The 15,243-nt window shown below is 65.4% G+C and carries 14 protein-coding genes; 7 read left to right on the top strand and 7 right to left on the bottom strand.

The features are described 5' to 3' along the window. Positions 1–188 precede the first annotated feature (188 nt). Positions 189–3,158: a BTAD domain-containing putative transcriptional regulator gene (locus M8J71_RS01730; protein ID WP_256246293.1), complete on the bottom strand. Its 2,970-nt coding sequence runs from the start codon at positions 3,156–3,158 to the stop codon at positions 189–191. A gap of 237 nt (positions 3,159–3,395) precedes the next feature. Here M8J71_RS01730 and M8J71_RS01725 point away from each other — a divergent pair, with 237 nt between their 5' ends. After that, positions 3,396–3,890, top strand: a complete 495-nt coding sequence (locus tag M8J71_RS01725; protein ID WP_256246292.1) for a hypothetical protein — start codon at positions 3,396–3,398, stop codon at positions 3,888–3,890. A 3-nt stretch (positions 3,891–3,893) separates the two neighbouring features. Here the strand turns inward: M8J71_RS01725 and M8J71_RS01720 are convergent, their stop codons facing one another. Further along, positions 3,894–5,306: an aminotransferase-like domain-containing protein gene (locus tag M8J71_RS01720; RefSeq protein WP_256246291.1), complete on the bottom strand. Its 1,413-nt coding sequence runs from the start codon at positions 5,304–5,306 to the stop codon at positions 3,894–3,896. Here M8J71_RS01720 and M8J71_RS01715 point away from each other — a divergent pair. Both M8J71_RS01715 and M8J71_RS01710 read left to right on the top strand, forming a co-directional pair. Next, positions 5,305–6,285, top strand: a complete 981-nt coding sequence (locus M8J71_RS01715; RefSeq protein WP_256246290.1) for a DMT family transporter — start codon at positions 5,305–5,307, stop codon at positions 6,283–6,285. The genes M8J71_RS01720 and M8J71_RS01715 overlap by 2 nt on opposite strands. Positions 6,286–6,289: 4 nt before the next feature. Then, positions 6,290–6,904: an FMN-binding negative transcriptional regulator gene (locus tag M8J71_RS01710; protein WP_256246289.1), complete on the top strand. Its 615-nt coding sequence runs from the start codon at positions 6,290–6,292 to the stop codon at positions 6,902–6,904. A 7-nt stretch (positions 6,905–6,911) separates the two neighbouring features. Here M8J71_RS01710 and M8J71_RS01705 read toward each other — a convergent pair whose 3' ends face one another. After that, on the bottom strand, positions 6,912–7,736 hold the full coding sequence (locus M8J71_RS01705) for an SDR family NAD(P)-dependent oxidoreductase (RefSeq protein WP_256246288.1): 825 nt from the start codon (positions 7,734–7,736) through the stop codon (positions 6,912–6,914). 144 nt (positions 7,737–7,880) lie between these two features. Here M8J71_RS01705 and M8J71_RS01700 point away from each other — a divergent pair, with 144 nt between their 5' ends. Beyond that, a complete protein-coding gene (locus M8J71_RS01700) occupies positions 7,881–8,264 on the top strand; it encodes a TfoX/Sxy family protein (protein ID WP_256246287.1) in 384 nt (127 codons plus the stop codon). Positions 8,265–8,276: 12 nt separating this feature from the next. On the opposite strand, the gene M8J71_RS01695 is transcribed toward M8J71_RS01700, so the two are convergent. After that, positions 8,277–8,921: a LysE family translocator gene (locus M8J71_RS01695; protein ID WP_256246286.1), complete on the bottom strand. Its 645-nt coding sequence runs from the start codon at positions 8,919–8,921 to the stop codon at positions 8,277–8,279. A 140-nt stretch (positions 8,922–9,061) separates the two neighbouring features. Between M8J71_RS01695 and M8J71_RS01690 the strand changes: the two genes are divergently transcribed. After that, positions 9,062–10,645, top strand: a complete 1,584-nt coding sequence (locus tag M8J71_RS01690; RefSeq protein WP_256246285.1) for an alkaline phosphatase D family protein — start codon at positions 9,062–9,064, stop codon at positions 10,643–10,645. A 99-nt stretch (positions 10,646–10,744) separates the two neighbouring features. On the opposite strand, the gene M8J71_RS01685 is transcribed toward M8J71_RS01690, so the two are convergent. Both M8J71_RS01685 and M8J71_RS01680 read right to left on the bottom strand, forming a co-directional pair. Further along, a complete protein-coding gene (locus M8J71_RS01685; RefSeq protein WP_256246284.1) occupies positions 10,745–12,148 on the bottom strand; it encodes a GntP family permease in 1,404 nt (467 codons plus the stop codon). A gap of 50 nt (positions 12,149–12,198) precedes the next feature. Next, entirely contained in the window at positions 12,199–12,735 is a 537-nt protein-coding gene (locus M8J71_RS01680; RefSeq protein WP_256246283.1) for a gluconokinase, read from the bottom strand. Positions 12,736–12,924: 189 nt separating this feature from the next. Between M8J71_RS01680 and M8J71_RS01675 the strand changes: the two genes are divergently transcribed. Continuing rightward, on the top strand, positions 12,925–13,659 hold the full coding sequence (locus M8J71_RS01675; RefSeq protein ID WP_256246281.1) for a FadR/GntR family transcriptional regulator: 735 nt from the start codon (positions 12,925–12,927) through the stop codon (positions 13,657–13,659). 208 nt (positions 13,660–13,867) lie between these two features. Here the strand turns inward: M8J71_RS01675 and M8J71_RS01670 are convergent, their stop codons facing one another. Beyond that, positions 13,868–14,071 carry a cold-shock protein gene (locus tag M8J71_RS01670; protein ID WP_066274236.1) on the bottom strand — a complete coding sequence of 68 codons (204 nt, stop codon included), beginning with the start codon at positions 14,069–14,071 and terminating at the stop codon, positions 13,868–13,870. Positions 14,072–14,408: 337 nt separating this feature from the next. On the opposite strand from M8J71_RS01670, the gene M8J71_RS01665 reads away from it, so the two are divergent. Next, positions 14,409–15,233: an alpha/beta fold hydrolase gene (locus tag M8J71_RS01665; RefSeq protein WP_256246280.1), complete on the top strand. Its 825-nt coding sequence runs from the start codon at positions 14,409–14,411 to the stop codon at positions 15,231–15,233. Positions 15,234–15,243: the final 10 nt, after the last annotated feature.

The following is a 15,243-nucleotide window of genomic DNA, read 5'->3' as shown; positions in this document are numbered from 1 at the left end:
GTTCCCCTGGTCCCGCTCCCGGGAGACGAAGAAATGCACGTCGGCAGTGCTGAAAGTAGCACGGCGGCCGAATTTCCAGTCATCAAAGACATAAGGTCATGCCTATATTGCACGTTGTTACTTCGGGCGACCACCCGAGTAACGCCCGACGGCGGCACTCGTTGGGTGCCGCCCCTCGCCGTCTGCAGTCAGGACCAGGGAGCCGGACTAACAGCACTTTCCGGAGTGGACGGATACCGCTCTGCTGGCCTCGGGGCGGGAGCCGGGAGCAATCCGGTCTGGCGCGCGCTCTGCAGCGCCTCGTTGACCGCCTGTCGTAGCGTGAGACTTCTTCCGCTTTCCCAAGCCAGGCCGAAGCGGATCGGGCCGACGTCATTGCGCGCCCTGGCGAGTATTGATGAAATGTGTTGCTTTTCAGCGGGATAGAGCGGAAGTCCACGGTCGACGCGGTAGCAGTCAGTGGCGGCTAATAGGTGGATAGCGCGCTCCACGTGATGCCGGCTGACGTAGACGTCGGCAAGTTGTTCAAGGAAAGCTACAACATGGCCCTGCGCCTCGAGCTCGAGTGCTGCGGTGACTGCCTCGACGACGTGGCGCTCCGCGGCGCCATAATCACCGGCCTGCTGTGTGCTTTCGGCCAGGTTGGTCAGGGCTATTCCGAGCAGCCATTGATCGCCGATCGGGCGGGCGAGCTCGACGCTCGCATGGCGCAATTCCAGGGCTCGAGCATGGTCGCCAGCGTAAAAGGCGAGTATGCCCAGGAGAATCAAAGCGCCAACCCTTGTGCGCGGGCCGGCAAGTGGCATCGACAATACTCCTTCAGCGAGTCGCTGGGCGTTGGCGGCGTCGTCACGCTGCATCTCCTGCACCGCCAGGCACATCGTGGCCCATGCAACGCCTTGCTCGTTGCCAGCGTCACGGAATGCTTGAAGGGCTCGATGATGGAGCATTGACGACTGGTCACTGCGGCCGAGCATCCAGCACAGCGTGGCCGCTCCGCTGAGGGCGGGAGCCTGCAGCGCCGGTGGAGCGCCAGGTGTTCCGTCGAGCAGCTTCAGGGCGACCCCGCACTGTTCCGCCACGTCGCCGGTCAGCTCCCAGTAATGCCAGAGCTGCCCCACCAGACCGAGCGCTACATCTTTGGAGCCGTCAGCTCCCGCTGCCCATAGCAGTGCGGCGCGCAAATCCGGTGCATCAGCTTTCAGCAACCGGAAAGCGTCCACCTGGTCCCTGCTCCACAGCTGCGGGCCGACTGCCTTCGTGAGGGCAAGGTAGTGCTCGGCGTGCCGGCGCCTGATTTTGGATTCCTCCGAATGCAGCGCGAGCCGGTCCCGCGCAAATTCGCGGATCGACTCGAGCATGGACACCCGTTCCCGCCCTGCGTCGTCGGTGTAGCGCCGCAGCAGGCTGTGACCAGCGAGTGCAGAGAGCAGGACTTCTGTAGACGTTCTGTTAGGTGCGGTTAGACCAGAAACTGCGTGAATCGCCGTCACCGTGGGATCCCCGGCAAAAACGCCGAGTCGATCGAAGACCAGGCGTTCAGGGTCCGGGAGCAGCCGGTAACTCCACTCCATCGTGGCGGTGAGTGTCCGTTGCCGGTCCGGGAGGTCCCGGAAGGTGTCGGGCAACGCGGCCAGGCTGACCTCCAAATCATCCAGGAGGTCCCGCTCATTGAGGCGGCGCAGTTGGGCGGCGGCCAGCTCGATAGCCAGCGGAAGGCCGTCCAAACGCTGGCATAGACGAGTTAGTACGGCGGCATTGTCATCGTTGACGTCGAACTGGGGGCGAACTGCCCGTCCACGGTTCAGGAGCAGCTTCACGGCCGGCACGGCGCGTAGCAGGCGCGGTGGCAGCGGCGGGTCGACGGGCGGCACTTCAAGCGGGGCCAACTCAAATTCGTACTCGGGACGGAGCCCGAGGCGCCGCCGGCTGGTGGTAAGGATCCGCAGGTCAGGAGCGGCGGTCAGCATGTCCAGCACCACCGGCCATGCGTCCTCCAGATGCTCGAAATTGTCTAGGACCAGCAGCAGCCGGCGTGTGTGCAGGAAGCGGGATGCTATTTTCAGCGGATCCTCGCCGGCACTCGCTTCCAGTCCGAGTGTCGCCGCGATAGCGCCGGGCACTTGCTGAACCCGGGTGAGTGGGGCCAGATTAACCCAGCCCACGCCGTCGGCCATGCGCTCGCCCAGCCGGGCAGCAGCCGCCAAAGCCAAGCGGGTCTTGCCCGTTCCTCCCGCACCCGTCACCGTCACCAGCCGGCAACCCTCCGAGCGGTACAGCGAACACACCTCCCCCAGTTCGGCCTCCCGCCCTACCAGCGGAGTGAGGGCAGCAGGCAGGGTGTCGACGCGCTGCCGAGTCCGATGATGGCCGTTAGCGGCCGGAGCACCGAGTGACGGGTCCTGTTGGAGCACCAGTCTTTCGAGCTCCTGCAGATGCTCGCCGGGATCAATACCAAGTTCCGTTGCCAGGGTTTTCCGCGCTTCCCGGCACGCTGCCAGGGCATCTGCTTGCCGGTCTGAACGGTACAGCGCGAGCGCGAGCGATGCCCATAGCCGTTCCCGGAAGGGATGCTCCGAGACCATCCGCTGCACCTCCCCCACCACAGCGGTATGCCTGCCCAAGGCGAGTTCGATGTCGAAGAGATCCTGGTACGCGTCCAGCCGTGCTTCTTCCAGCGCGTCCAGATCCGGTGCCAGCAGCTCGATGTCGGCAAGGTCAGGGAAGGCCGGCCCTTTGAACAGGTCCAGTGAATGACGCAGCCGCTCCGCACCTTCAACAAGCTTGCCCGCCTGCACCGCCTGTTCACCGGTGGCGACGTACTGGCGGAACTGGAGCAGGTCGAGTTCGTCGTCCCCGACTGCCAGCAAATAGCCGCCCGGCCTGCTGGCAAGTCTATGGGAGGCCGAGCCTTTAGGCCGGCCCGGTTCCAGCAGGCCCCGCAAATTGGCCGCATAAACCTGCAGCTGCGGTAGCGGATGCGCGGGCGGCTGGCCGGCCCAAACAGCCTCGGCCAGGAAGTCGGTGCTGACAACGGTGTTCGGCCGCAGCGCCAGGCATTCGAGGACGATCCGCAGTTTCCTGCTGGTCACCGGCACCGGTTCGCCGTCGGTTATGACCTCCAACGGACCCAGAGCCCTGATCCACAGTGCGCCCATCCCCGAGCACCCCTCACCGACCGGCTGCGGAAGCGGGCCACGCCCGTCCCGCAGAACCCTCGACCAGCGACCCCTAGCGCCCGCCCTTCACACACAATGTGCCCCTGGAGGCAACATCAACCCCATCATGCTCCTGGCTCCAAAGATGGTCCAGAGTTCCGGCGCAGATTAAGGATCCGTTAAGCGGTGGGGGCCAATCTTGAGCCACTCACCCGAGTACATCTGAAAGGAAATCCCATGAAAACCAGCAGCATCACCCGCGCACTCGCCCCGGCTGCATTGGCTGCAGCCGCCCTCGTCGCACCGGCGCCAGCGGCCCTTGCGGCGGCCACGCCAGGGCCGATTGAGGGCTCTTTTAGTGTGCCTTGCCCGGGATTCAAAGTAGTCCTCAGCGCGAACGGTAAGGTCGGAGTCGTTACGCTGCCCGGCGACCGGGAGAAAATCATCTGGCCCGGATTGAGTATTACTGTCACAGACAACTCAGGTGAATCGATAACGTATACCGGCGCTTCCGGCGTGACCCACATCCAATACTTGGACGATGGCAGCCAGTTCGTCACCGCGACCGGGCCCAATGTCGTCACTGTTCCAAGGGCCAACGGACATCCCGCGGGGGTTTACTTCACTACCGGAAACGTCAGCTGGACCCTCGACCGCAGGGGAAGGGAAGTCGGCGGAATGTTCACAGGGAAAGGCACAGTGACTGACATCTGCGCGGCGCTGGCCGACTGACTGCTAAGCCAGGTTCCGCTCCAGCATCTCGCCGATGATCCGGGCGCCCTCTGGGAAGGCGCCCGGATTCGTTCCCGAGTAGTTGAGCCGGATGAAGGGACCCGCCGGTTCTGCGGGGAACCACTCGTTTCCCCCAGCGATGATCACGCCCGCGGCCTCACAGTCCCGGGTAAGCCGCTCAAGGTCGGTTCCATCGGGCAGCCGCACCCACAGGTTCAGGCCGCCCTTTGGCACCTGCATGATGTGTGCCGCGGGGGCGTGCCCGCGCAGGCTGGTGACCAGCAGGTCGCGGCGGGACTCCAACTGGTGCCGCAGGCTTCGCAGGTGCGTCTGCCAGCCCGGCTGCGTGACGACGTCGAGCGCTGCAGCCTGCAGCAGCCCGCTCACGTACATCGATTCGGCTGCGCGGTCGGCAAGAATGCGCTCACGCGCCGGACCCCGGGCGATCACCGCGGCCACCCTGATGGACGTGGACACACTCTTGGTCAGCGAGCGCAGGTACACCACGTGCCCGGAGTCGTCCCGTGAAGCGACAGGAACGGGGTTGGAGCTGATGCCGAAATCGTGCGCCCAGTCGTCTTCCACGAGGAAAGCTCCTTGGGCACGCACCACGTCGAGGACCTGGTCGCACTTCTCAGCCGACCACTGCGCCCCCGTCGGATTGGCGTAGTTGGGCTGGGCGTACAACACCCGCGCTCCGGTCTCCTCAAACGCACGCGTCAACTCCGCCGGGTCCGGCCCGTCCAGGCCCGTGGGCACCGGGACAACGTGCACGCCCGCCTGCGCCGCGGCGAGGATTGCGCCCCAGTAGGTGGGCGATTCCAGCAGGAGCGGCTGGCCCCTGCCCACCAGGGAACTGAAGATCGAGCTCAGCCCGCTTTGGCTTCCGGGGAGTACGACGACGTCGCTTGGGTTGGGCGGCGTGGTGCCGGCGGGCGTCGACGCGCCAAGTTCATGGGCGAACCACGATTGCAGTTCCGGTATGCTGGCCGCCGGCGGCCGCGCCGGCGCCGCGTCCCCGCGGGCGGCGCGGGTAAGGGCAGCCCGTACAAGCCGCTCGGGCAGCAGTTCCCGCGCCGGGTAGCCGGAATGGAAAGAGATGGCATTGAGCGGCACGTCCCGCATGGTTGAAGAAGCTGGCGGCAGCGCCGCCAGCGGCGACCGCAGGGCTGCCGTTTGCCAGCCGTAGTCCGACGGCTTCGCAGTCCTGGCGGCACGCACGAACGTCCCCACACCGGGCCTGCTCTCGATGAGGCCCTGCGCAGTGAGTGCCTGCAGCGCCTTCTGCACCGTCACGGGGCTGGCCTGGTATTCGGCCACCAGGGAGCGGGTGGACGGCAGCTTCGCACCGGGCGCGGCTGCGGCCATCCACGATTTCAGGTGCGCCACGATGCGGGAACTGCTATCGTTGTTCATGAAAAACAATAGTAGCGCTACTCTTTCGAAGCGCACAGTGATACCGCGTTCGCAGCCCTCCGGATTGTGGCTGGGCCTTCTTGGCGTCGCGGCGTTCTCCTTCACGGTTCCGTTCACCAAGGTGGCTGTTGCCGGCCTGTCGCCGCTGTTCATCGGCTCGGGCCGGGCAGTAGTAGCGGCAGTGCTGGCCGGTGTCGCCCTGGCACTGACCCGGCAGCGGCTCCCCCGCGGAATGCACTGGGCACGTCTCGCCGTGGTGGCGGCCGGCGTCGTGATCGGCTTTCCGCTACTGACCTCCTTTGCCCTGACCAGCACGCCCGCGAGCCACGGTGCCGTGGTCATAGCGCTGCTCCCCGCCGCAACGGCTACCGCAGCTGTTCTCCGCGGGCGCGAGCGTCCCCCGCCCGCGTTCTGGCTTATCACCGCCGTGGGCGCCCTTGCGGCGATCGTCTTCGGTTCCCTGCAGTCCGGCGGCCTCGGCCAGCTCCACCGGGCGGACCTGTTGCTGCTGGGTTCCGTACTGGCCGCGGCGATCGGCTACGCGGAGGGCGGTCTGCTGGCCCGTGAGCTCGGCGCCTGGCAAACCATCTCCTGGGCGCTGGTCCTGGCTTCGCCGTTGATACTGGTCCTGGCCGCGCTTTCCGTCGCCGCGCAGCCACCGTCCGCCTCGCCGGCGCAGTGGCTGGCCTTCGCCTACCTCGGCGTGGTGAGCATGTTCCTGGGCTTTTTCGCCTGGTACCGCGGCCTGGCGATTGGCCCTATCGCCCAGGTCAGCCAGATCCAGCTCATCCAGCCCGTGCTGAGCATTGGCTGGGCGGCCCTCCTGCTGGGAGAAACGCTGACCTGGGCCACCATCGTCGGCGGCCTGGCTGTGATCGTGTGTGCCGGCGCCGCAGTTCGGGTGCGGCTCAAGCCTGCCCCGGCGCGGCCCGTCCAGCTTCTTCAATCCACCACATCCCTTCAGCCCGCAAAGGACTAGCACCATGTACACCCCAGCCCATTTCGCTGCCACGCCTGAAACTGTCCGCGGTCTGCTTTCCCGGCCGGGCGCACTTAACCTGGTCACCATGACGTCGCAGGGCCTGCTGGCAACGCTCCTGCCGTTTGTCTTCGACCCCGATGCCGGGGAGCACGGCGCGCTGCAGGGGCACCTCGCGCGGAACAACATTCAGTGGTCCGAACCGGCCGTTGGGGAAGCGCTGGCCATCATCCAGGGCGCAGACGCTTACGTTTCACCCTCCTGGTACGCCTCAAAGGCTGAGCACGGCCGCGTTGTACCAACGTGGAACTACACCACCGCCCACTACGGGCGGCTGGTAATCCATGACGATCCGGCATGGCTGGAACGGCAGGTACGGCGGCTCACCGGCGTGCACGAAGCCGCGTTTGAGCACCCGTGGAGCGTGGACGATGCACCTGGGCGCTATATCGCCGGCCAACTGCGGGCAATCGTGGGAGTTGAACTGGTGATCACCAGGATCGAAGCGAAGGCCAAGTTGAGCCAGAACCGGCCCGAAGCGGACGTTGACGGCGTTGTTGCCGGGCTCTCAGCCCGGGGGCACACGGAGGCTGCCGCCGACGTCGAGTGCGTCCGCTGACGGAAGGTTAGATCGAAGCCCGGACCAGCTCTTCGCTCTTCTCCCACAACCCGCGCGCCAGTTCGGCATCGTAGGCCTGGGGGTTGGCTTTGGACATGGCGCGCTTCTCGTAGAAGGCCCCCGAGAACCAGTCCTTGCCTGCGGTGCCGTTGATAAGCCACAGCATGGTGTCGGCGCCCTGGTCCGGGGTGAGCATGAACCTGTTGAGCAGGGTCTTGTACGCGTAGCGGAAGGGGCTGGTGGACTCCGCGGCGAAGTTGGTGCGGACCACACCCGGGTGGAAGGCCGCCGTCGTAATGCCCTGGTCCCTGTAACGGCGGTCCAGTTCGGCGGTGAACAGGATGTTGGCCAGCTTGCCGGTGCCGTAGGCGCGGTTGGTGGAGTAGCTGCGTTCGGCGGCGAGGTCGGAGAGGTCCAGCCTGCCAAAGCCATTGGCGGCGCTGGACGTGTTGATCACCTTGGCGTGGCTGGCAACGAGCGTGTCCATCAGCAGGGTGGTGAGCAGGAACGGCGCCAGGTGGTTGATCTGGAAGGTGGATTCGTTGCCGTCCACGGTGAGGGTGCGCTTGCCCATGATGCCACCGGCGTTGTTGGCCAGGACGTCGATGCGCGGGTAGTCGGACTTCAGCTGGGCGGCAAGGGTGCGGACCTGCGCGAGCTCGGAAAAGTCGCTGACGAAGTAATCGGCGTTGAGCTCCTTGGCAATGGCGCGGGTCTTCTCTTCGGAACGGCCGACGACGACCACCTGCTCCCCTGCCTTCACCAGCGTCCGCGCGGCTGCTGCGCCGATGCCGTCGCTGGCGCCGGTTATCACGATGGTACGAGGAGTCAAGGAGTGTCCTTTGGTCGGTGGAACGTCAGGCGCGAGGCTGGAGCACGCCGCCTCTGGCACAACGACGCCGGCAGGCGAAGTGTTCCCTGCCGGCCCTGCCACGGCATATCCTGCAGACACCAGCCGAGCCGAGGGAGGACCGTCATGGAGATGCCAAAAGCAACGGACGGGGACAAGGAGCGCTTCAAGTCCTTGGTACCCGACCGCCCGGACGTTATGGTCAAGCCAATGTTCGGGAACCTCGGCGCCTTTGTGAACGGCAACATGTTCGCCGGGCTTTTTGGGCCTACCATCGGCATCAAGCTCTCGCCTGAGGACCGGCAGGAACTCGAAAGCGCGGAGCGGACGGTGCCCTTCGGGCCTGCCGAGCGCCCGATGGGCGGCTACACCGGTCTCCCGGAGATGTGGAACGAGGAGGGCGACGGCGACGACGCACGGGCGAAAGCCTGGATCCACAAAGCCTTCGAGTACGTGGCGGGGCTGCCGCCAAAGGAACCCAAGGCTCCGAAGGCCCGAGCAGCGAAGTAGCAGCGGTTAAGGCTAATGGGCCGGTTCGAGGGCGAGCTTGAGGCCGAAGCCCACGAGGACGGTTCCGGTGATGCTGTCGATGATGCGGATGCTGCGGGCACCTTTGAGCCAGCGGGAGGCATAGCCGGTGGCGAAGATCAGAAGGCTGAACCAGGCCATCGCCAGGATGCAGTGGACGCTGGCCAGCAGAATGCCCACCAGCAACGGTGACGCCCCTGCGGGCATGAACTGCGGGATGGTCGCGATATAGACGACGCCCACTTTCGGGTTGAGCAGATTGGTTCCGGTCCCGGTCAGCCAACCCCTGACCATGCCCTCCCCGCCCGCAGGCACCGGGTTGTCGCCCGTCGGCTCAGCCTTGCCCTGGCGCAGGCTCTTCCATAGCAGCGACAGTCCCAGCCACATCATGTACGCCGCCCCGGCGATGGTCAGCATCCGGTAGGCGAATTCGGAGGCAGCCAGGAGAGCGGAGACGCCAACCGCCGCAGCAACTCCCCAGATCATCGCGCCAGTGCTGATTCCCAGGGCCGTGGCGAAGGCGAAACGGCGCGACTTGGAAATGGACGAGCGCAGGACAAGGGCAGTGTCCAGGCCGGGAACCAGCGTCAGAAGTCCGGCAACCAAAGCAAACGACACAAGAGCCTGAAGGAGAGTCACCGTCCAAGGATATGGGGGCCAGGCGCCGGGGCCATGATGAGGGATGCTGACAGAAGCCGCGACTGTATTTGTCACGCAGTTAACCGCCCATTCATGTTGTCCTCAGAGCCCGTCCAACCGGCCTCCATACCGTCGGTGGCATGGATAACATCTCACGCAGATCCCTGATTTCCGCCGGCCTCGGGGCCGGCCTTGTTGCTGCCCTGCCGGGTGCCGCCACCGCCACTTCCATCGCGGACGACGCCGGCCTCCGCACCGACCCCTTTATGCTCGGCATTGCGTCGGGCGAACCCTGGCCGGACGGCTTCGTCATCTGGACTCGCCTGGCGGTGGACCCCCTGGCCGAGGACGGCCTGGGCGGCATGCCCTCGCGCCAGGTTCCCGTCGCCTGGGAAGTCGCAGAAGATGCCAACATGCGCACCGTAGTAGCCCGCGGCGTCGAACACGCCCGGATCGAAACCGCCCACTCCGTGCACGTTGAGCTGAAGGGCCTGAAGCCCGGCCGCGAGTATTTCTACCGGTTCCGCAGCGGCCGCCACATCAGCCAGGTGGGCCGTACGCTTACCGCCCCAGCACCGCACGAGACGCCGGCCGCACTGGCCATGGCCTTCGCCAGCTGCTCACAGTACGAGCACGGCTACTTCACCGCCTACACCCGCCTGGCCCAGGACCACCCCGACCTCGTACTGCACCTGGGCGACTACCTCTACGAATACAAGAAGGACAGCTACGTGATCGGCGGCGGCAACCCGCGCGACCACCAGGGCCCGGAGACCACCACGCTGCAGGGCTACCGGCAGCGGCACGCCCAGTACAAGTCCGACGCCGACCTGCAGGCGGCGCACGCGATCGCGCCCTGGCTGGTGGTCTGGGATGACCACGAGGTGGACAACAACTGGGCGGACGAGGTCCCGGAGAACCGGGACGTCGGCCAGCTCAATGACACCACCGACCGCTTCCGCCAGCGCCGGGCGGCCGCGTTCCAGGCGTACTACGAGAACATGCCGCTGCGTGCCTCGTCAGTCCCTGCCGGTTTCGACATGAAGATCTACCGCACCATCCAGTGGGGCCAGCTGGCCAACTTCCACATGATGGACACCCGGCAGTACCGCGACGACCAGCTCGCCGGCGACGGTTGGAAGAAAAACGTGGCCGAGCGCCTCGCTGAGAACCGCACCATCACCGGCACGGAGCAGGAGAAGTGGCTGCTGGACGGATTCAAGAACTCCACCCAGCGCTGGGACATCCTGGGCCAGCAGGTGTTCTTCGCTGAGCGGGACCGCGCCCAGGCCCTGGACGTGGACGACGTCTCGATGGACGGCTGGGACGGGTATGCCGCCTCCCGCCGCCGCATCACCCAGGGCTGGCTGGACGCGAAGGTGCGCAACGCCGTCGTACTGACCGGCGACGTGCACCGCAACTGGGCGAACGAGCTCAAGGTGGACTACAAGGATCCCGCGTCGCCGGTGGTGGGTTCGGAGCTGGTGTGCACGTCCATTACGTCCACCGGCAACGGCTCCGGCTCCACAACGGACCCGACAATGGCGTGGAACCCGCACCTGAAGTTCTACAACGATTCGCGCGGGTACGTGAACACCAGGATCACCAAGGATGTGATGACCGCGGACTTCCGGGTGCTTGATTACGTCACGACGCCGGGCTCCCCGGTCAGCACGAAGGCCTCGTTCCGGATCCAGGACGGAGTGCCCGGCCTGCAGGCGTAACCAATCCGCCCTCTTAAAGTAAGTAGCGCCAGGTGTCGTTTTGGAGGTTCGAAACGACACTTGGCGCTACCCAGTTGGGGATGGGCCAGTTGGGGGAAGCTATCCCGCCAGGCCGGCGAGCAGGAAGATCACGGCAGCGATGGCAAAGCCCATCACGCCGATGAGGGTTTCCATCACAGTCCAGGTCTTCAGGGTGGTCTTGACGTCCATGCCGAAGAAGCGGCCCACCAGCCAGAAGCCGGAGTCGTTGACGTGGGAGACCACCACGGAGCCGGCGGCCACGGCGATGACCAGCGCTGCGACCTGCATGCCGCTCAGTCCTGCCAGCGCGACGGCCGGAGCGATCAGGCCCGCAGTGGTGGTGAGGGCCACGGTGGCGGAACCCTGGGCGATGCGCAGGATGGCCGAGATCAGGAAGCCGGCCAGGATGAGCGGGATGCCCAGGTTGCCCAGGACGTCCGCCAGTGCGGCGCCGATGCCGGAGGTGCGCAGGACGCCGCCGAACATACCGCCGGCACCGGTGATCAGGATGACGGAGCAGACCGGGCCCAGGGAGGATTCCAGCAGTTTCTCCAACGCGCCGGCGTCCTTGCCGCGCTTGGCGCCCAGGACGAACATGGCCACGATCACGGCAATCAGCAGCGCCACGGGCGTTTCACCGATAGTGCGCAGGACCTGGAACCACTGCTCGTCCTTGACGCCTTCGCTCAACACGCCGGAGGAGGCCAGCGTGTTCAGTCCGGTGTTCATGAAGATCAGGACCAGCGGCAGGAGCAGCAGCCCCACGATGGTGCGGAAGCGCGGCGGGTGGGACTCGGCTTCGGCGCTGGCGTGGCCAAGAATTTCCGGAACCGGCAGGACGAGCTTCCTGCCCGTGTAGAGGCCGAAGAGGTAGGCGGTGACGTACCAGGTGGGGATGGCGACGATGAGGCCGGCGATGGTTACGAGGCCAATGTTGGCGTCAAAGAAGGCGGACGCGGATACCGGGCCCGGGTGCGGCGGCAGGAAAATGTGCATCACGGAGAAAGCGCCGGCGGCGGGCAGGCCGTAGCGGAGCACTCCCCCGCCCAGGCGGTGGGCGACGGCGAAGACGACGGGCAGCATGACCACCAGGCCGGCGTCGAAGAAGATGGGGAAGCCGAAGATGAGCGAGGCAAGGCCCAGGGCGAAGGGGGCGCGCTTCTCACCGAAGATGCCAATGAGGTAGTCGGCCAGGACCTTGGCGCCACCGCTGGTTTCGACGATGCGGCCGAGCATGGCGCCCAGGCCCACGAGGAGTGCCACGGTGCCCAGGGTTGTGCCGAAGCCGTTGATCAGTACGGGCACCACCTGGTTGGCGGGGATGCCGGTGGCGAAGGCGGTGGCGAGGCTGATGACGATCAGGGCAAGCAGCGCGTGCATGCGCAGCTTGATGATCAGGAACAGCAGCGCGGCGATCGCGGCCGCAGCGATGAGCAGCAGTGGGCCTGCACCCATCGTTTGAGTCCATCCTTCGATGGTCATGGTTCTCCTTTGAAACAGGGTTTTGTTGGGGTTTGGGGAATCGAAAGTGTTTAGGACGCCTGGCCGGCGGAAAGCTTCAGCGAGGCGATGATGGTTCTAACCAGCTCTTCCGGGGACTTGGAGATGTCCAGGCGGAGGCTTCCGGCCGCCAGTTCAGCGTCGCTGAGCGGTTCCAGGGTCGCCAGCTGGCTGGGCAGGAGGGTGGGCGGCATAAAGTGGCCCTCGCGGCCCTGCATGCGCTGGCCAATCAGGTCCGCTTCACCGTGGAGGTGCAGGAACAGGACGCGGCCCTCCGCCTGGGCAAGCAGCTGCCGGTAGCTCTGCTTGAGGGCGGAGCACGTCAGCACGGTGCTCTTGCCGGCCTTGGCCTGGGCGGTCATCCAGTTCTGGATCTCCTGCAGCCAGGGCCAGCGGTCCTCATCCTGCAGGGGAATGCCCTGGCTCATCTTCTGGATGTTGGACTGCGGGTGGAACTCGTCCGCTTCGGCGCAGGCCCAGCCCAGCTGCTGGGAAAGAGCTGCCGCAATGGTGGACTTGCCGGACCCGGCAACCCCCATCACCACCAGGTGCGTGGCGGGATACTGCATGTTTTACCTCCGAAGAAGACGCCGTTGGCTTAGTGAAGAAAGCTCGTCGCGCATCCCGTGAGGAGTGCGCTTGAAATAAGGTAGCACCTTTTCGGTCGATAGATACTATCTTTTCGTGTCACAAGTCATACCTTTACATCTTTTTCAGTAAGCTAGAACGGCGCGCAGGCGCAGAGGAAGGCAGGAAAGATGTCGACGGCGACACCACAGGACGCGGACAACGCGCACGACGGCGGGGCTTCCCCCGCCATGCATGAACGCGTTTTGGAGGCGGTTGGCGTTGCCATTGCTTCCGGTGAATTACCGCCCGGAAGCCGGCTCACCCTGGAGGGGATCCAGCAGGAGTACGGCATCTCCCGGACCGTAGCCCGCGACACTATGAAGGTCCTCGAGTCCATGAACCTGGTGTATTCGCGCAGGCGGGTGGGCATCGTGGTGCAGGAGCGCCGGCTCTGGAATGTCTTTGACCCGAAGCTCGTGCGCTGGCGGCTCGCCTCGGACCGGCGCGAGATCCAGTACAGCAGCCTCACAGAGCTGCGCATCGCCGTCGAACCTATTGCTGCTGCCGGCGCCGCGCGCCGGGCGAGTGCCGCTGAACGGGCGAAGCTGACGTCGCTCGCTGCCGACCTTCGCCGGCTCGGCGAGGCCGGGGAGCTTGAGGCATTCCTGGCGGCGGACATCGAATTCCATTGCCTGCTGCTGGAAAGCTGCGGCAATGAAATGTTCCTTGCGCTGGAAGGCATGGTGGCCGAGGTGCTCACCAGCCGCACAAAGCAGGGGCTGATGCCCTTCAAGCCGCGGAACGAGGCATTGCAGGCGCACGAGGATGTTGCTGCTGCTGTCGCGGGCGGGGACGCTGTTGCTGCCGAGAACGCGATGCACCACATCCTCGATGAGGTGCGGAACGCGATGGGGCTGCACTGAGCCACTTGGCGGCCTTAGTTCAATGGCGGCCCGGGCCCGCACGAACGGTGCTGGCCGGCACCGTTTAAGCGGGCCACGGCCGCTAATGCGGGTTAGCGGCCGTGGCCCGCTAATGCCCCGGGTCGAGTCGGTTAACAAAAGCAGGGCCGGTCAGTGACCGGCCCTGCTTTCACAATTTGAAACCCTTAGGCCCCAGTTTCTCTAAAAATTAGAGGGACTGGATGTTTACGGCCTGGGGACCCTTGGGGCCCTGCTCGGTTTCGAAGGAGACCTTCTGGTTCTCTTCGAGTGAGCGGAAGCCGGAGGAAGCGATCGCAGAGTAGTGTGCGAAAACGTCCTGTGAGGAGTCATCGGGGGAAATGAAGCCGAAGCCCTTTTCAGCGTTAAACCATTTGACGGTACCAGTAGCCATTATTTTTGTCCTTCGTGAAGGTGGAGGAAAAGTCCCGACTTTCGGGTCCTCCGGTGTGGGGTGTTCAAAACCGCTACTTCAGAAGAACGAGGACTTTCGACCCCGCGTACTGCCTGAACTACCAACTGCATAAACACAACAACAGGATCAACCCTACAGGAGATTTGGAGCACTAATTACCACCGGCTTCAGCGGGCACATCCTGCCACCAAATTCAGCCTGTCACTCCCCCGGCGAAGTGCGGAGCAGACCGTCCGTTTCGGGGCCTCGGCCGAGGCTCAGCCGGGCCTCACCACGGGGCTGTCAGGAACAAGCGGACCGGGCGTATGGTTCGTTTATGGATCGGATTCGGACCATTCTGCTGCCGGGCTCCATTCTCCCGGCCCAGCCAGCGTATGAGGCACTGATTCAAGCCCTGGGACCCGAGGTGCAGGCCGTCGCCAAGGACCTGGACCTCTATGCGGGCGACGAGCCTCCGCCTGGCTGGACACTGGACACAGAGGTTGCCGGCGTGCTGCGCCAAGCCGACGCCCTTGGTTGGGAGACCTTCCACCTGGTGGGATACTCCGGCGGCGGCGCAGTTGCCCTGGCATTCGCCGCCAGGCACCCTGACAGGCTGCTCAGCCTGGCGTTGCTTGAGCCTGCCTGGGCCGGGAACTGGGACTGGAGCCCCGGGCACGCGGAGCTCTGGAAGAAGTACGGGCAGCTCGAGGCACTCCCTCCGGAGCAGTTCCTGCCCGCCTTTATCAGGCTGGGAGTCAAGCCCGACGCCGTCCTTCCGCCACCGCCGCCAGGCCCCCCGCCGCCGTGGATGGCGAAACGGCCCGCGGGCATCAAAGCCTTCCTGCGGTCCTTCAAGGACTACGACCTGGAGAGGGAGCGGCTGGCAGCGTTTCCGCGGCCCGTGTTCTACGCCTTGGGCGGCCTGAGCAACCCGGATGCCTACGGCGAGATTGCCAGCCGGCTGGCAAGGGTGTTCTTCCCGGACTTCCATCTGGAGGTGTTCCCCAAGCGCCACCACTTCGACCCTCCACACAGGATCGAACCCGGGCGGCTGGCGGAGTTGCTCCGGCGTCACTGGGAGCAGGCGGAAGCCAGCAATGCCGCCGGACAGGTGGCAATACACCCGTCCTCCGCAGAAATTGTCGGTGGCGCCGTGTAGCTTGGGCAGA

It is taken from the genome of Pseudarthrobacter sp. R1, assembly GCF_024494415.1.
In the GTDB taxonomy this organism is placed as follows: domain Bacteria; phylum Actinomycetota; class Actinomycetes; order Actinomycetales; family Micrococcaceae; genus Arthrobacter.
The sequence above is the reverse complement of the archived record's forward strand: the minus strand, read 5'-3'. Positions and strand labels throughout refer to the sequence as shown.

Coding starts and splice junctions, on each gene's coding strand:
- M8J71_RS01730 (WP_256246293.1), bottom strand. CDS start 3,158: ATGGGCGCACTGTGGATCAGGGCTCTGGGTCCGTTGGAGGTCATAACC.
- M8J71_RS01725 (WP_256246292.1), top strand. CDS start 3,396: ATGAAAACCAGCAGCATCACCCGCGCACTCGCCCCGGCTGCATTGGCT.
- M8J71_RS01715 (WP_256246290.1), top strand. CDS start 5,305: ATGAAAAACAATAGTAGCGCTACTCTTTCGAAGCGCACAGTGATACCG.
- M8J71_RS01720 (WP_256246291.1), bottom strand. CDS start 5,306: ATGAACAACGATAGCAGTTCCCGCATCGTGGCGCACCTGAAATCGTGG.
- M8J71_RS01710 (WP_256246289.1), top strand. CDS start 6,290: ATGTACACCCCAGCCCATTTCGCTGCCACGCCTGAAACTGTCCGCGGT.
- M8J71_RS01700 (WP_256246287.1), top strand. CDS start 7,881: ATGGAGATGCCAAAAGCAACGGACGGGGACAAGGAGCGCTTCAAGTCC.
- M8J71_RS01690 (WP_256246285.1), top strand. CDS start 9,062: ATGGATAACATCTCACGCAGATCCCTGATTTCCGCCGGCCTCGGGGCC.
- M8J71_RS01685 (WP_256246284.1), bottom strand. CDS start 12,148: ATGACCATCGAAGGATGGACTCAAACGATGGGTGCAGGCCCACTGCTG.
- M8J71_RS01680 (WP_256246283.1), bottom strand. CDS start 12,735: ATGCAGTATCCCGCCACGCACCTGGTGGTGATGGGGGTTGCCGGGTCC.
- M8J71_RS01675 (WP_256246281.1), top strand. CDS start 12,925: ATGTCGACGGCGACACCACAGGACGCGGACAACGCGCACGACGGCGGG.
- M8J71_RS01670 (WP_066274236.1), bottom strand. CDS start 14,071: ATGGCTACTGGTACCGTCAAATGGTTTAACGCTGAAAAGGGCTTCGGC.
- M8J71_RS01665 (WP_256246280.1), top strand. CDS start 14,409: ATGGATCGGATTCGGACCATTCTGCTGCCGGGCTCCATTCTCCCGGCC.